The sequence below is a fragment of the Devosia sp. FKR38 genome, from assembly GCF_005222805.1.
Taxonomy (GTDB): Bacteria; Pseudomonadota; Alphaproteobacteria; order Rhizobiales; family Devosiaceae; genus Devosia.
This window is the reverse complement of the sequence record NZ_STGC01000002.1, coordinates 936,388-951,849: the sequence shown is the minus strand read 5'-3', so window position 1 is coordinate 951,849 and position 15,462 is coordinate 936,388. Positions and strand designations below refer to the sequence as shown.

Sequence of the window (15,462 nt, the reverse complement as noted above, 5' to 3'; positions counted from 1 at the left end):
GCCGCTAGGCGTCGTCGCCACCACCATGCTCGCGCACGAAGGGCACTTCGGACGCGGGTGGCGCATCATGCGGCCGGCCGAAATCGGCCGCGGCGGTTTCCTGCCCAGCCGAGATGATCGACCGGCGGATGGCGCGGGTGCGGGTGAACATGGCTTCGAGCGCCGGGCCATCGCCCATGCGCACGGCCCGCTGCAACACGCTGAGATCCTCGGTGAACCGCCCCAGCATTTCGAGCACGGCATCACGATTGGTCAGGAACACGTCGCGCCACATCACCGGGTCCGAGGCGGCGATACGGGTGAAATCGCGGAAACCCGAGGCCGAGAACTTGATGACCTCGGACTGGGTTGCCGCTTCCAGATCAGCCACCGTGCCCACGATATTATAGGCCACCAGATGGGGAATATGGCTGGTGATGGCCAAAACCATATCGTGGTGACCGGCCTCCATGCTTTCCACATGGCTGCCCATGGCGCGCCAGAAGCCCGCCAGCTTCTCAGTCTGGGCGGGATCGACCTCGGCGCCCGGCGTCAGCACGCACCAGCGGCCGGCAAACAGCTCGGCAAAGCCGGCCGAGGGTCCGGAATGCTCCGTGCCAGCAATCGGGTGGGCCGGGATGAAATGCACCCCCGCCGGCACCTGGCTCTTGAGCACCTTGACCACATGGCCCTTGACCGAGCCGACGTCGGACAGGATCGCGCCCGGCTCCAGCGCCGGGGCAATGGTCTGCATCACCCCTTCATAGGCGCCCACCGGCGTGCACAGGATCACCAGATCGGCGCCGCGCACGGCTTCGGCGGCGTCGAGCGTATAGATATCGCCCAGCCCCAGCTCACGCGCCTCGTCCAGCGTTTCCTGCTTGCGCGTGGCAATCGAGATCACCTCGACCAGCCCCTGCCGCCGCGCCGCCAGCGCGATGGACGACCCGATCAGCCCGATGCCCACCAGGGCAAGCTTGCGAAAATGAACACTCATGAGATCTTGACCAATGCCTTGAGAATGCCGACGACGCCCCGCATCGCCTGTTCCGAACCAATGGAAATGCGCAGCCCATGCGCGATGCCATAGGAGCCCGCCACCTCGCGTACCACCAGCCCGCGCTCCATCAGCGTGTTGAAGGCCAGGCGCGCATGCTCGGCGTCCGGGAACAGCACCAGCACGAAATTGCCCTGGCTGGGCACCACATACATGTGGTTGCTGGTCAGCTCCTGGGTGATCCAGTCGCGCCACTGCGCATTATGCGCCTTGAGCCGCGCGGTGAACTCGATATCGCGGGCTGCCGCGGCGCCGGCCATCTGCGCCGGCAGGTTGACGTTGAACGGCCCGCGGATGCGATTGATGGCGTCGACCAACTCGGGCGTGCCCACCATCCAGCCAATGCGCGCCGCCGCCAGACCCATTTTGGAGAAGGTGCGGACCATGACCACGTTCTGGGCCTCGCGCACGAGATCGAGCCCCACCGCGAAATCCTCGGCCGTGACATATTCGGCATAGGCATTGTCGATGACGAGCAGGATATCGGGGCGCAGGCCCGCATGCAGCCGGCGCACTTCGGCGTCGCTGATATAGGTGCCGGTGGGATTGTTGGGATTGGCCAGCCAGACCACCTTGGTGCGCGGCGTTACCGCGGCCAGCAATCCATCGACATGAGCGGTATAGTCCACCTCATCGACCATGATGATCGCAGCGCCCGTGGCCCGGGTAATGATGGGATAGACCGAAAAGCCATATTGGCTCATCACCGCATTGTCGCCCTCGCCCAGATAGGTCTGCGCCAACAGGTGCAGCAGATCGTCCGAGCCATTGCCGCAGACGATGGTATCGGGGTCGATGCCATGCACCTCGCCCAGCGCCACGCGCAGCAGCCGCGACGAGCCCTCGGGATAGATCTCCAGATGCTGGGCGGCCGCGGCAAAGGCTTCCTGCGCCTTGGGGCTGGCGCCCAGGGGCGATTCATTGGCGGACAGCTTGATGGCATTGCTGCCCGCCGCGCCCGACTTGCCGGGCACATAGGGAGCGATATCAAGAATTCCAGGCTGCGGCTGCGGGCGGATCGGGTCGGACATGATGCCAATTCTGGGCGGAAAAACCGCGCGGACCATAGTCAAACTGCTCGGCGATGGCAAAGCGCTTCTGCAGCCTCGGCTCGCAGCGCTGACGACGGCCAGGCAGGGCCCTGCCCTGCCCTGTCCTGATCCGGGACGGTCAATGCGGTTTATCGTGAAGATGGGGCGCAGGCGCCCAGCCTGGGCGGCCTCCGGCGGGATAACGCTATAGATTTTTTGGGCCTCTCGCACGTTAACCCCCTGATCACATTTGCTGATTCTGGGCCGAACTTAACCAGGCGTTAGCACTGATGAAGGCAAATTGGGGCTGTTGCCACAGAGCTCGGCCCGCAGGCGCGGCGCTGGTGGGTCCCAGGCGTCCTACCCCCCAGAGCTAGCCGTGAACGAAGCAGCATTTTTGAGTCTGCGCCGATTCGAGCCCGTTTCGTTCCCCACCCGTTCTGTCCGTTAAGGCCTGTGGCAGGACTGTGACAAGCCTGTGCTTTCTTGGGACAATGCGCCCTGCCTCTCGCAACTGTCGCAGGGACCGCCTACATTGCCCGCACATGACCTTTGCGCCCGCCCAGTCCGTCAAGGCGATCCTTGGCCCGACCAATACCGGCAAAACCTATTTTGCCATTGAACGCATGCTGGCCCATCCTTCCGGGATGATCGGCCTGCCGCTGCGCCTGCTGGCGCGCGAGGTCTATCAGCGCTGCGTCGAACGCGTCGGCGAACAGGCCGTGGCCCTGGTGACGGGCGAAGAGCGCATCGTGCCCGCCAAGCCGCGATTCTGGGTCTGCACCGTCGAGGCCATGCCCACCGACATAAGGGTCGACTGCGTCGCCATCGACGAAATCCAGACCGCCACCGATTTCGACCGCGGCCATGTCTTCACCGACCGCATCCTGCACGCACGGGGCACCAGCGAGACTCTGCTCTTGGGCGCGGCGACCATGGAGCCGGTGATCCGCAAGCTCCTGCCCCATGCCGATATCATCGACCGGCCGCGCTTCAGCCATCTGACCTATGCCGGCTCCAAGAAGATTTCGCGCCAGCCGCCGCGCTCGGCCATCGTCGCCTTCTCGGCCCGCCAGGTCTATGCCATTGCCGAACTGATCCGCCGCGAGCGCGGTGGCGCCGCCGTGGTCATGGGGGCGCTCAGCCCCCGCACCCGCAATGCCCAGGTCGAACTCTACCAGAATGGCGATGTCGATTTTCTCGTCGCCACCGACGCCGTCGGCATGGGGCTGAACCTTGATATCCATCACGTCGCCTTTGCCGACGACAGCAAGTTTGACGGTCATACCAGCCGTCCGCTGACCCCTGCCGAACTTGGCCAGATCGCCGGCCGCGCCGGTCGCCACGCCAGAAATGGCACCTTCGGCGTCACCGGCGGCACCGAGGGATTCGACGAGGAAATGGTCGTGGCGCTCGAAACCCACGATTTTGCCCCGCTCAAAGTGCTGCAATGGCGCAACAATCAGCTGGATTATTCATCCATCAACGCCCTGCTCAACAGCCTGGAAAAGCCGCCCGAGGACCGCGCGCTGACCCGCGTGCCGATCGCCACCGACCAGCGCGCGCTCGAGTTCGTTGCCCGCAATGAAGCCGGCAAGCTGGCGCGCGGCCTCGATGGCGCGCGTTTGCTGTGGGAATGCTGCCAAATCCCTGATTATCAGGGCATTTCGCCGGCCAACCATGGGGAGATCGTCACCCGTGTTTACTCCGATCTCGTCCGTCGCGGCAAAGTCGACGCAGACTGGATTGCCGAGCAGGTCCGCTTTTGCGACAATGCCAGTGGCGACATCGATACACTGAGCAACCGGATCAAGCAGATCCGCACCTGGACCTTCATCGCAAACCGCAAAAACTGGCTTGCAGACCCTTCACATTGGCGCGAAAAGACCCGAGACATTGAAGACCGTCTGAGTGATGCGCTGCATGAGCGGCTCACCCAGCGGTTCGTCGACCGGCGCACGAGTGTGTTGCTTCGTCACCTGAAAGACAAACGTATGGCATCTCCCGAGATCAATGAGCGTGGCGAAGTGCGGCTGGAAGGCCATCTCATCGGCACGCTTGAAGGCTTCCGCTTCACCCTGGCCCGCACCGACGGCGACGTCGACAGCAAGGGCCTGCGCACAGCGGCCGACCACGTTGTGGCGCCCGAAATCCACAACCGGGCGGAACGCCTGGCAGGCGCACCCAACGAAGAGCTGGTGCTGGCCACCGATGGCCGGCTGCGCTGGAAGGGTGACCTGGTTGCCGAGCTGATCGAAGGCGAGACGCTCTATCGTCCCCGCATCCTGATCCTGGCGGACGAAAGCCTGACCGGTCCCGATCTCGAACGCGTACAGGACCGGCTCAACCTCTGGCTGCGCCACCACATCAATACCGTGCTCGAGCCGGTGATGGCCCTTGAGGCCCCCGCTGACCTCGAAGGCGCGGCCCGTGGCATCGGCTACCAGCTGTTCGAAAACCTCGGCCTCATTCCCCGCAGCCAGGTCTCCGACGAGGTCAAGAACCTCGACCAGGACGTGCGCGGCCGCATGCGCAAGCTGGGCATCAAGTTCGGCGCCTATCACATCTATCTGCCGCTCTCGCTCAAGCCCGCTCCGCGCGAGCTGGCGCTGATCCTGTTTGCGCTCAAGCATGGCGGCGTGCGCCAGGCCGGCGTCACCGACATTCCCCATATCGTGCTGTCGGGCCGCACCAGCTTTGTGGTCGACCCCGAAGTCGATACGCGCCTTTATGAAATTGCCGGCTTCAAGGTGGCCGGCAAGCGCGCCGTGCGCGTCGATATTCTCGAGCGTCTCGCCGATATCATCCGCCCGCTGATCGCACTCGACCCGACCCGTCACCAGGGCGAAGTGCCCGCTGGCGCCGCCGAGGGCAATGGCTTCCGCGTCACGGTGGAAATGACCTCGCTGCTGGGCTGCTCGGGCGAAGATTTCGCCTCGATCCTGACCTCGCTGGGCTATCGCGTCAAACGCCTGCCCAAGGTAGCGGCACCGGCTGCACCAGCTGACGCCAGCGCCGAGGCCCCGGCGCTGGAAGAAACGCTGACGGAAAATCCGTCCGCGACCGAACCGGTCGCCGAGGCGCCGCTCGACGCCATTGCCGAGACGCCCACCCCGGCCATGGATGCCTCCATGCCGCAGACCACCATTGTCGAGGCCGCGCCGGCCACCGCCGAGCAGACCCCGGCCACGCCGGCCGAGCCCGAGTTCGACGAAATCTGGTCGCCTGCCGGCAAGCGCAGCGAGACCAAGCGTCACGAACCCCGTCGTCGCCCCGAAGGCGAGGGTCGTCAGCGCCCGCATGCGGCCCCGGCCGCCAAGCGTCGCCCGGAAGGGGAAGTGCAGGACCTCACCAAGGCCCAGCACCTCAACCCCAAGCCCAAGTTCGAAGGTCGCGGCCGCAATGACAACCGCCGCCCCGAGGACCAGAAGGGCGAACGCGCCAAGTTCGAACGGCCGCGCAACGACAAGGTCGAGCGCCCGCGCGAAGAGAAGCGCGAAAAGGCCTTCGATCCCGATAGCCCCTTTGCCAAGCTTGCGGCCCTGCGTGACCGCAAGGCCGAGTAGACCTTGCCGGGACCTGTCGCGCCCGCCCTCCGCAAGGAGCGGCTCGACAGGTTCCTGTTCTTTTCCCGCGCGCTGAAATCCCGCACGCTGGCGCAGAAGATCATCGAATCGGGCGCCATCCGCGTCAATTCCGAACGCACCGACCGCACCGACCACAAGGTCGGCGCGGGCGATGTGCTGACCATGACGCTGCACAACCGCATCCTGGTCTGGCGCATCATCGACCCGGGTACCCGCCGCGGCCCGGCCAGCGAGGCTCAGGGGCTTTACGAGGATCTGTCGCCACCAGCGCTGCCCAAGGCCGAACAGAGCCCCTATGAGGCCGCGCTGGCCCAGCGCGACGATGGCGCCGGCCGCCCCACCAAGAAGCAGCGCCGCGACACCGACCGGCTGCGCCCGGACGCCGACGAGACCTAGCGGCTGGCCGAGCGACACGTCTGCAGGTCAGATATGCCAAAGCGAAGGCCATTGCTGGCAAGCTCTGCCCCGGGCCAGCCTTGCAGCGACACCAGAAAAAGTTTAGCAACGAAGCCGTTGAGACCTGCCGCGCTGCGCCATCTGCCCCAGCCCGGCTCCTGTTCGGGATGCCCGCCTAGATGACCTATATCGTCACCGACAATTGCATTGCCTGTAAGTACACCGACTGCGTGGAAGTCTGTCCCGTGGACTGCTTCTACGAGGGCGAGAACATGCTGGTGATTCACCCGGACGAGTGCATCGACTGTGGCGTCTGCGAGCCCGAATGCCCCGCCGAAGCCATCAAGCCCGACACCGAAAGCGGTCTCGACCACTGGCTGCAGATCAACACCAAATTCGCCTCGGTCTGGCCCAACCTCACCGAGCGCCGCGACCCGCTGCCCGAGGCCAAGGAGAAGGACGGGGAAACCGGCAAGTTCGAGAAGTATTTCTCCGAGGCCCCCGGCGAAGGCGACTGATCGCCGCCCAATCGGCCGCGCCAAAATCAAACCGCCTGCGCCAGGACTGGAGCAGGCGGTTTTTCATTTTTGGGTTAGGCCTGCGCCTGAGCGCCCAGCGGCGGCAGCGGCATCAACCGGCCCATCAGCGCCCGATAGGGCGCCAGCAGCAGCAGCGCGGCGAGGAACTTGACCAGGAAATCGCCCGAGGCCAGCGAGAACCATAGCGGCACCTCCGGCCCAACGCCCAGCCAGGGGGCGGGGAAGCCCAGCGAGCCATCGGCCAGGCCGAAGAGACCATCAATACCGGCCAGCGCCGGGGCGAACGCCACCGAGAAGAAAATGGTGGTGTCGATCAGCGAACCAAAGAGCGAGCCGGCCAGCGGCGGCAGGAACCAGGCCCGGCTGGCGCGCAGGCGCGAGAACACCGCGATGTCGAGCAGCTGGCCGACGAGGAACGCGGTGGCCGAGGCCAGGGCGATGCGCTGCGTGGTCGCCGGGGCGCCATCAGCGCTCCAGGGCAGGCCATGAAAGCTGAGATAGAACGACAGGCCCAGCCCCACCGCAAAGCCGGCCAGCACCACCAGCCGCGCATTGCGCGGACCATCGAAGCGATTGGTGAGGTCGGTGATCAGGAACGCAAAGGGGAAGGTGAAGGCGCCCCAGGTGAGCAGATCGGCCAGATTGACCGTGCCCAGCTGCAGCTGCAGCGGATAAAGCACCAGGATATTGGACGCCGCGACAACGACGACCATGGCGGCCACGGCCGCGAACAGACGAGCAAGCATGACAATGCACCTCTATGTAACCCGCCTGCCGGCATCAGACCGGAGCGGGGGTGCGCCAGGATTGGCGCAAAAGAAAACCGCGCAGAGAAACGCTCCCTACGCGGTCAATTCGTTTGGCGTCCGTATCGCTTAGGCAGCGAGAGCGGCGCGCACTTCCTTCTTGATGCCCTGGGCGAGCGGCGACAGCTGCTCGTCGCTCTGCTTGAGCAGGAAGGCATCCAGACCACCGCGGTGTTCGACCGAACGCAGGGCATAGGCCGAGATGCGCAGCTTGACGGGGCGGTTCAGCGCCTCGGAAATCAGCGTCACGTTCAGCAGGTTCGGGAGGAACCGGCGACGCGTGCGATTGAGCGCGTGCGAAACGTTGTTGCCAACCAAAACGCCCTTGCCGGTGAGTTCACAGCGACGTGCCATGGTTATGTATCCTGTTGCAAAAGGCCACTGTCGCGGGGATCGAGCCCCGCAGCGGGCCTGTCTTGTCCTGAAATCTTGGGCCTCTTTAGAGAAACTGCAGGGCGCCGTCAAGACAATGGAGCCCTCAAACCCCTGCGAGTGCCTTGCGCGGGTGGATTGAGCGCGGCACTTTCGAACATTCCCCTGATTCGCGCAGCAACCGCAGAGACGCCCGACCGTGATCCAGTTTCGTTTTGCCTCGTTGGCCACTCTGTTGCTGCTGGCCTGCGCGCCGGCCCGCGCCGCCGATGTCGATGCCCGCGCCAGCTATATCCTGACCCTGGGCGGCATCAACATTGCCTCCATGGACGTCGGTCTCACCGATGACGGCGCCAGCTATGCAGTCGACCTATCGGCCAATGTCACGGGCCTGGGCGCTGTTGTGGCCAGCGGCACGGCCAAGGCCAACACCACCGGCCGCTCCTCGGGATCGCAATTGGTGGCCCGCACCTTCGGGCTGCAGACGCGGGCCAATGGCGATAATTTCAAGATCGATGTGACCTTCTCCGGTGGCGATGTCGATAGCTTCAAGGTCGAGCCGCCCATCATCGACAATTATGATCGCGTGCCGCTCGAACGCCGCCATCTGACTGGGGTCACCGACTTCCTCTCCGCCTTCCTGCTGCGCGGCAATGGCCTCGACAAGAGCCTCTGCCAGCGCCGCGTCGGCATCTTCACGGGCGTCGAACGCTTCAATGTCGAGCTGAGCTTTGCCGGCACCGACGAGGCCACCTCCCCGCGCACCGGCTACCAGGGCCCGGTTGTGCTGTGCTCGGTGAACTACAAGCCCGTTTCGGGCCATTTCACCAGCTCCGACATCACCACCTATCTGGCCGACAATGACCGCATTGTCGTCTGGTACGCCCCGCTGGGCGAGACGGGCTATTTCATCCCCTATCGCGTGCTGCTGGGCACCAGCATGGGTGATCTCTCCATGGTGCTGACCAGCATGCGCCCCTGAGGCGCAACCAGCCTAGATCAACGCCGCTTTTGTCAGGCCCGACAGGGCCGGCGCGCGATTGCACATCCGCCAGGACGCGGTCGCCCTTTCAGACGCCGCGTCCCGCTTCGGGACGGTCAACAGCGATTTTGACAATATTGTCGCACTGAGCGCCCCAATCGCCGCCCCGCAGACCTTAACGCCTACGGTTTTCTTGGCGCCGCCTGCGCTTACCTTTGCGCAGCACTTCAACTAAAAGCGCGGAAATTAATCGCTTCTTCATGTCGGTGAACGGTTCCGGCCGGCATTTGCTGGCCTGCGGCATGCCGAGGGTGCCTCTTGTGTCTCCACCGCACCAACCCGCTACATATGGCCGTGAACAAAGCCGCATTCCGGCGGCTCGCTCGATTCGCCCCCTGTTCGTTCCCGCTTTGATCGCAAGGTTAACGTAGCTGCATCATCGTGCTGACCACCGTACCGCAGCGGGACAGGCAACAGCCGCTCAGCCCTGTCGGGCGGTGGCGGCGTTGAGGCCGGGCACCCGCACGAATCGCTCTTCGCGGCGGCGACGGGGCACGGCCGGGAAGGCCTCCTTGCGGGCCCTGACGCAGATGACTCCGCTCATCGCCGGCCCGAGCAGCCGCCCCAGCGTCTCGAACAGGCGAGCCGACTTCAGCACCAGCGAACTGCGCACCGGCGGCAGGAACAGCCCGTCGCGCCAGGCCTCAGGCACAAAGCTGTGGTCGCGCAGCAGCTTGTCGAGCTGCCCGCCCGAATAGGGATTGCCCTGGCCAAAGGGCGTGTTGTCGCGCTGCGCCCAGATGCCCCGGCGCCGCGGCACCACCAGAATCAGATGGCCATTGGGCGCGGTGATGCGCCAGAGCTCGCGCATCAGCTCTTCGGCATCGGCCACATGCTCGATGGCATGAATGGCAATGGTGAGATCGATCGCCGCATCGGTGAGCGGCATTTCCAGCGGATCGCACAATACCGTGTGCGACGGCCCCTCGCGCGGCCAGGCCGACGAGCCCTGCCGCGCCGGCATGAAGGCCAGCACCCGCTCGGCCCGCTGCAGCGTGAAGCGCAGATAGGGCGTGGCAAAGCCCAGCCCCAGCACGCGTTTGCCTGAGACATCGCCGGCAAGCGCGGTCACCTGTTCGCGCACCAGGGCGCGCGAAATGCGCCCCAGCGGCGTGCGATAAAACCCGATCAGGCGATGGACGTCAGCAGTCATGCGCGCAACTCTGCCGCTTTCAGCGGGACTTGTCTAATGCCGCCTTGTCATGTCAGGTCGGGCATCCCAGCTTTCAACTGCCCTGACTTCCGGAGTAGCCCCTTGAGTGTGATCGTCGACGTCTTTGCCGCCCGCAGCGACAATTTTGGCTATCTTGTCCACGATACGGCGACCGGCCGCACCGCGACGATCGACGCGCCCGAGACGGCCGCGATTGTGGCGGCGCTGGAGCGGCGCGGCTGGGAGCTGACCGACATCTTCATTACCCACCACCATATCGACCATGTCGAAGCCATTCCAGAGCTCAAGGCTGAGTTCGGCGCCCGCGTCGTCGGCCCCAAGGCCGAAGCCGAAAAGATCGCCGATCTCGACGTGCTGGTAGGCGGCGGCGACACGGTGACCCTGGGCGAAACCAGTTTCGACATCTTTGACACCCCCGGCCACACGCTGGGCCACATCGTCTATCACGACCCGGTCGGCAAGCACCTGTTCAGCGCCGACGCCCTGTTCTCGCTCGGCGTCGGCCGCATGTTCGAGGGCACGCCTGGCCCGATGTGGGAGGGCGTCAAGCTGATGCGCGCCCTGCCCGACGACACGCTGGTCTATTGCGGCCATGAATATACCGCCAGCAATGCCAAATTCGCCCTATCGGTCGACCCCGACAATGCCGCGCTGCAGCAGCGGGCGGCCGAGGTCACCGCGCTGCGGGCCGAGGGCAAGCCGACCATCCCCTTCAACCTCGGTGAGGACAAGGCGGCCAATCCCTTCATGCGGGCCGATGACGCCGGCATCGCGCGCCATTTCGGCCTTGAGGGCGCCAGTCCCGCCGAAGTCTTTGCCGCCATCCGCAAGGCCAAGGACAACTTCTAGGCCTTCTCCGCCCCCCGCCCCAAGCGGCACCAAAATCACAGAGCCGGCGCAGGATCTGCGCCGGCTTTTTCGTACCTGACGAAAATCAGAACCCTGGGTAAAACCGCCCCTTTGGCGTTAACCACGCCCTAGTTTCGCCTCCCAAATCGTTAACAAATCGTTAGCATCTGGCACGCCGATTGCAGTGTCAGGGGCATAGGGCGCGCAATGCTGTCTCATTTCGACACAGCTAGCCCCGATTTGAGACAGGCGGGATCAAGATGCGTGATATCGAGACAGTTCAGCCCGGATTGCCCATGGTGCTGGAGGCATCTGCTCCGCGTCCCTCGCTGCACCGCATCCAGCCCGGCGCCGCCTTTGTCAGCCAATTGCTCGCCGCGCGCGACAACATGGCCCCCCAGCGCGCCCGTCGCCGCAGCACGCCGCAAGGCGCCACGACGGCCTATGCCGAAACGGCCCGCGTCGCCGTCAAGCGCATGCCCATGGGCTATCGGAAGACCGTTGTGGCCTAGTTCATCGTCACATCGCGCCCGGCGCTGGTGATCGAGACGGTGAAGCCCGCCACCACATCGATCAGGCTCATCACCATGAGCAGGAAGAACACCGAGCTGGAGGCCGCGCCGACCAGCAGGAACTCCACCAGGAACAGCACGAACAGCAGCATCGAGAGCATGTGCTCGACGATGGAACTGCGGCTGGTATTGGTGGATTTGAGCACTTCCACGAACAGGCAGACCACCCCAACCACCAGGATGAAATCCCCGGCCGATACCGCCCAGGGCATGCCCGAGGGCATGGGAATGGCAAACATGCCGGCGCCCCAGTTGACCGGATTGGCGCCGAAGAAGATGAACACCACCAAATTGTAGAGCACGAAGGGCACCACCAGCAGCGGCGGGATGAAGGCGCCGCGCGGACGGCGGTTGCTCGTGGTCGGCATGATCACGGTTTCGGTCAATTCAGGGCCTCCGGTGGCATTGGCCACACCATGCCAGAGCTTGTCCGCGGGCGAAAGGGGCGCGCGGGCGCAACAAAATCGCTCTAGCCTGTCCAAATGCCCGCGCCCCGTTCGACGTGCAGGCAAGCGCCGGAGATTCCGGCTGCGCAGACAGGCGGCCAGGGCCGCTAAACAGGAGGACGCCATGGCAACGCCCAAGAACATCATTTGCATCTGGTATGATGGCCAGGCCGAGGAGGCCGCCAATTTCTATGCCGGGCTGTTCCCGGACACCAAGGTCACCGGGGTCCACCGCGCGCCCAGCGACAATCCCTCCACCAAGGCCGGCGCGGTGCTCACCGTGGAATTCACCGTCATGGGCATTCCCTGCGTCGGGCTCAACGGCGGCCCGGCCTTTCCGCACTCCGAAGCCTTCTCGTTCCAGGTGGCCACGGACAACCAGGACGAGACCGACCGCTACTGGAACGCCATTGTCGGCAATGGCGGGCAGGAGAGCATGTGTGGCTGGTGCAAGGACAAATGGGGCATCTTCTGGCAGATCACCCCCCGCGCCCTGGTCGCGGCGATCACGGCGGGCGGCGCGGAAGCCAAGCGCGCCTTCGACGCCATGATGACCATGAGGAAGATCGACATCGCCACCATTGAGGCGGCCATCAAGGGGTAAGGGCTCTATCACTGGTCGTTTTGGGGGCGCCTGACGTCACTCAGGCGCTGCCCTTGGATCATTGGCGCAGGATCTTGTCCATGGCCTTGCCTTTGGCAAGCTCGTCGACGAGCTTGTCGAGGTAGCGAATCTCGCGCATCACCGGCTCGGCAATCTCCTGAACCTTGACGCCACACACAGAGCCGGTGATGCGGGAGCGCGCCGGATTCATGTTTGGCGCTTGCGCGAAGAAGTCCGCAAAATTGGTCTTCTTGTCCAATTCGGCGGTGAAGGATGATTGGCTGTGGCCGGTCAGCCAGCAAATGATCTCATCCACCTCTTGTTTTGTCCGTCCCTTGCGCTCGGCCTTGGCGATATAGGCCGGGTAAACGCTGGCGACGGCCATGGTGTAGATGCGATGATTTTTCTGGTCCATGGCTCTCTCCCCGCCATTAGCCTCTCAGGTCAGCCTGGCACAATGGTTCGACCAGGGGAACAGATGCCGCCTGTTGCAGCCCGGCGTGATAGGCCGGCAGGGACGGCGGCTGCTGTGTGTAGGCGTCCGTCCCCCTTTTGTTTGTGCGCGGCTCACTTCGAATGGCGACCCGATATCACGAGGCGCGGGCGGTCAGTTCGATGACAGGGATGATGTCGCGCGTGGTCTTTTTCTCGTAGTCGGCAAACTGGGGGAACAGCTCCGCTTGCCTGGCATAGGTTTGGTCGCGCTCTTCACCCGCGAGCTCACGGGCATGAACGGGAACGCGCGAAATGGTGGTGCCATCGCCCACCGAAATATCGAAATCGGGGTTGGCAAGCAGGTTGTGATACCAGGCCGGGTTCTTGGGGGCACCACCGTAGGATGCGAACACGTACCAGCGGCGTTCACCGCCGGGCAGATACATCAGAGGCTGCGTGCGCTCCTGTCCGGACTTGGCGCCAATCGAATGCAGCAGCAAGACCGGCGCGTCCTTGAAATAGCCACCAGGCTTGCCGCCGTTGGCATTAAAGTCTGCAATGACCTGTGCGTTGAAGTCGTTCATGGGTCTTCACCTCCTATCGGTTCAAAGACCAAACGCCTCACGGTCCCGCTGACCGCCCTCTTGCGCCCTGGCCTTATGTTGATCGGTGCGTCGTTCCCTCAAGACCGATGACCATCTTGAGGCGATAGGCTCAAGCTAGTGGTCGCGGCCGGCCTGAACAAGAAGCAGGATCGAAACGAAGAAAGCCGCCCAGATGGGCGGCTTTCCAGGAGAGCGGGGCCTTAGGCCTTACTTCTTGAGCTTGAGCGGACCGACCATCTGCTCGGGCTTGACCTCGGCGTCGAACTCTTCGCCGCTCAGCAGGCCCAGCGCGATGGCGGTCTCACGCAGCGTGGTGCCATTCTTGTGCGCCGTCTTGGCGATCTTGGCGGCGTTATCGTAGCCGATTTTGCGGTTGAGCGCAGTCACCAGCATCAGCGACTTGTCGACCAGCTCCTTGATGCGCGCACGGTCAGGCTCGATGCCCACGGCGCAATTGTCATTAAAGCTCTTGGCGGCATCGGCCAGCAGGCGCACCGACTGCAGGAAGTTGTAGGCGATGACCGGCTTGAAGACGTTAAGCTCGAAATTGCCCTGGCTGGCGGCAAAGCCGATGGCCGCGTCATTGCCCATCACCTGGGCGACGACCATGGTCATGGCTTCCGACTGGGTCGGATTGACCTTGCCCGGCATGATCGAGCTACCCGGCTCGTTCTCCGGAATGGTGATCTCGCCCAGGCCCGAGCGGGGGCCCGAGGCCAGCCAGCGCACGTCATTGGCGATCTTCATGAAGGCCACGGCCAGCTGCTTGAGCGCGCCCGAGGTGCCCACAAAGGCGTCGTGCCCGGCCAGCAGAGCAAACTTGTTGGGCCCGGTGACGAAATCATGCCCGGTCAGCCCGGCGATTTCCTTGGCCACGGCCACGGCATAGTCGGGATGGGCATTGAGCCCCGTGCCCACCGCCGTGCCGCCCAGCGCCAGCTCCTTGAGCTGGGGCAGCGTCACCTTGATGGCCGAGACGGCATAGTCGATCTGGGCCACCCAGCCCGAGATCTCCTGGCCCAGCGTCAGGGGCGTCGCATCCTGCAGATGCGTGCGGCCGATCTTGACCACATCCATATAGGCTTCAGCCTTGGCGGCCAGCGTGTCGCGCAGCAGGGCCACGCGCTCGAACAGATAATTCTCCAGCGCCTCGACGGCGGCGATGTGCATGGCCGTGGGATAGGTGTCGTTGGACGACTGGCTCATGTTGACATGGTCATTGGGGTGCACGGGCTTTTTCGAGCCCATGGTACCGCCGGCCATTTCAATGGCGCGGTTGGAGATGACCTCATTGACATTCATGTTGGACTGCGTGCCCGAGCCGGTTTGCCAGACCACCAGCGGGAAATGCCCATCGAGCTTGCCGGCGATCACCTCATCGGCGGCGGCCACGATCAGGTCGCGCGTGGCTTCGTCGAGCAGGCCCAGCTTGTGATTGGCCAGCGCGGCAGCCTTCTTGAGCACGCCAAAGGCGGTGATGATTTCCTTGGGCATCTTTTCGCCGCCAATGTCGAAATTGGCGAGACTGCGGGCCGTCTGCGCGCCGTAGTACTTGTCGGCAGGCACATTGATGGTGCCCATGGTGTCCGATTCAACGCGGGTCGTCATGGCAGTCTCCAGGAAACAGGCCGCCGCAGCGGGCGAGCAGGAATGGCAGGCAGAACAAAAACGGCCGACCCTTTACAGGGTCGGCCGCTTGCATATCAGACCGGAGCGCATTGCGCTGTCCGTCTTTCGATTACTTCTTGGCCGCGAGGATCTGGCGACCGCGGTACATGCCGGTCTTCAGGTCAACGTGGTGCGGGCGGCGCAGCTCGCCCGAATCCTTGTCTTCGACATAGGACGAGGAAGCAAGAGCGTCGGCCGAGCGGCGGAAGCCGCGCTTCATCGGCGAGGTCTTTCGTTTTGGCACTGCCATGGTCGGTACTCCGAATTCAATATCATTGCGCCGCCAGAGCGGCCCAGAGA

At 64.2% G+C, this 15,462-nt stretch carries 17 protein-coding genes; 7 read left to right on the top strand and 10 right to left on the bottom strand.

Annotation, left to right across the window (positions count from 1 at the left end; all coding sequences use genetic code 11):
- Window positions 1–4: 4 nt before the first annotated feature.
- Both E8M79_RS04635 and hisC read right to left on the bottom strand, forming a co-directional pair.
- Window positions 5–976: a prephenate/arogenate dehydrogenase family protein gene (locus tag E8M79_RS04635; RefSeq protein ID WP_137150739.1), complete on the bottom strand. Its 972-nt coding sequence runs from the start codon at window positions 974–976 to the stop codon at window positions 5–7.
- Window positions 973–2,067, bottom strand: a complete 1,095-nt coding sequence (gene hisC, locus E8M79_RS04630; protein WP_137150738.1) for a histidinol-phosphate transaminase — start codon at window positions 2,065–2,067, stop codon at window positions 973–975. The genes E8M79_RS04635 and hisC overlap by 4 nt, the downstream gene beginning before the upstream one ends.
- Before the next feature lie 545 nt (window positions 2,068–2,612).
- Between hisC and E8M79_RS04625 the strand changes: the two genes are divergently transcribed.
- From E8M79_RS04625 to fdxA, 3 genes are all read left to right on the top strand, one after another.
- Window positions 2,613–5,633, top strand: a complete 3,021-nt coding sequence (locus E8M79_RS04625; protein WP_137150737.1) for a helicase-related protein — start codon at window positions 2,613–2,615, stop codon at window positions 5,631–5,633.
- Window positions 5,634–5,636: 3 nt separating this feature from the next.
- Window positions 5,637–6,050: an RNA-binding S4 domain-containing protein gene (locus E8M79_RS04620; protein ID WP_137150736.1), complete on the top strand. Its 414-nt coding sequence runs from the start codon at window positions 5,637–5,639 to the stop codon at window positions 6,048–6,050.
- 179 nt (window positions 6,051–6,229) lie between these two features.
- Window positions 6,230–6,568, top strand: coding sequence for a ferredoxin FdxA (gene fdxA / locus E8M79_RS04615; protein ID WP_137150735.1), 339 nt, complete (start codon window positions 6,230–6,232; stop codon window positions 6,566–6,568).
- 74 nt (window positions 6,569–6,642) lie between these two features.
- Here fdxA and E8M79_RS04610 read toward each other — a convergent pair whose 3' ends face one another.
- Together E8M79_RS04610 and rpmB are read right to left on the bottom strand one after the other, a co-directional pair.
- Window positions 6,643–7,335 carry a queuosine precursor transporter gene (locus E8M79_RS04610; protein ID WP_137150734.1) on the bottom strand — a complete coding sequence of 231 codons (693 nt, stop codon included), beginning with the start codon at window positions 7,333–7,335 and terminating at the stop codon, window positions 6,643–6,645.
- Between the two features lie 129 nt (window positions 7,336–7,464).
- Window positions 7,465–7,749, bottom strand: coding sequence for a 50S ribosomal protein L28 (gene rpmB, locus E8M79_RS04605; protein ID WP_137150733.1), 285 nt, complete (start codon window positions 7,747–7,749; stop codon window positions 7,465–7,467).
- A 217-nt stretch (window positions 7,750–7,966) separates the two neighbouring features.
- Between rpmB and E8M79_RS04600 the strand changes: the two genes are divergently transcribed.
- Window positions 7,967–8,749 carry a DUF3108 domain-containing protein gene (locus tag E8M79_RS04600; protein WP_137150732.1) on the top strand — a complete coding sequence of 261 codons (783 nt, stop codon included), beginning with the start codon at window positions 7,967–7,969 and terminating at the stop codon, window positions 8,747–8,749.
- A gap of 481 nt (window positions 8,750–9,230) precedes the next feature.
- Here the strand turns inward: E8M79_RS04600 and E8M79_RS04595 are convergent, their stop codons facing one another.
- Window positions 9,231–9,962: a methyltransferase domain-containing protein gene (locus tag E8M79_RS04595; protein WP_137150731.1), complete on the bottom strand. Its 732-nt coding sequence runs from the start codon at window positions 9,960–9,962 to the stop codon at window positions 9,231–9,233.
- A 102-nt stretch (window positions 9,963–10,064) separates the two neighbouring features.
- Here E8M79_RS04595 and gloB point away from each other — a divergent pair, with 102 nt between their 5' ends.
- Complete coding sequence (gene gloB / locus E8M79_RS04590; RefSeq protein WP_248304884.1) at window positions 10,065–10,832, top strand: hydroxyacylglutathione hydrolase; 768 nt, start codon at window positions 10,065–10,067, stop codon at window positions 10,830–10,832.
- A gap of 260 nt (window positions 10,833–11,092) precedes the next feature.
- A complete protein-coding gene (locus tag E8M79_RS04585; RefSeq protein WP_137150729.1) occupies window positions 11,093–11,344 on the top strand; it encodes a hypothetical protein in 252 nt (83 codons plus the stop codon).
- Here E8M79_RS04585 and E8M79_RS04580 read toward each other — a convergent pair.
- On the bottom strand, window positions 11,341–11,790 hold the full coding sequence (locus E8M79_RS04580; RefSeq protein ID WP_248304883.1) for a hypothetical protein: 450 nt from the start codon (window positions 11,788–11,790) through the stop codon (window positions 11,341–11,343). The two genes, E8M79_RS04585 and E8M79_RS04580, sit on opposite strands and share 4 nt — an antisense overlap.
- Before the next feature lie 184 nt (window positions 11,791–11,974).
- Between E8M79_RS04580 and E8M79_RS04575 the strand changes: the two genes are divergently transcribed.
- On the top strand, window positions 11,975–12,454 hold the full coding sequence (locus tag E8M79_RS04575; RefSeq protein ID WP_137150728.1) for a VOC family protein: 480 nt from the start codon (window positions 11,975–11,977) through the stop codon (window positions 12,452–12,454).
- 58 nt (window positions 12,455–12,512) lie between these two features.
- On the opposite strand, the gene E8M79_RS04570 is transcribed toward E8M79_RS04575, so the two are convergent.
- The 4 genes from E8M79_RS04570 to rpmF all read right to left on the bottom strand — a co-directional run bounded on the left by E8M79_RS04570 (window position 12,513) and on the right by rpmF (window position 15,412).
- A complete protein-coding gene (locus E8M79_RS04570; protein WP_137150727.1) occupies window positions 12,513–12,869 on the bottom strand; it encodes a DUF2200 domain-containing protein in 357 nt (118 codons plus the stop codon).
- A 175-nt stretch (window positions 12,870–13,044) separates the two neighbouring features.
- Complete coding sequence (locus tag E8M79_RS04565) at window positions 13,045–13,473, bottom strand: nitroreductase/quinone reductase family protein (RefSeq protein ID WP_137150726.1); 429 nt, start codon at window positions 13,471–13,473, stop codon at window positions 13,045–13,047.
- A gap of 228 nt (window positions 13,474–13,701) precedes the next feature.
- Complete coding sequence (gene fumC / locus E8M79_RS04560) at window positions 13,702–15,102, bottom strand: class II fumarate hydratase (protein WP_137150725.1); 1,401 nt, start codon at window positions 15,100–15,102, stop codon at window positions 13,702–13,704.
- Window positions 15,103–15,232: 130 nt separating this feature from the next.
- Window positions 15,233–15,412 (bottom strand): 50S ribosomal protein L32, encoded by a 180-nt coding sequence (rpmF, locus tag E8M79_RS04555; RefSeq protein ID WP_137150724.1) that lies wholly within the window; start codon window positions 15,410–15,412, stop codon window positions 15,233–15,235.
- Between the last annotated feature and the right edge of the window lie 50 nt (window positions 15,413–15,462).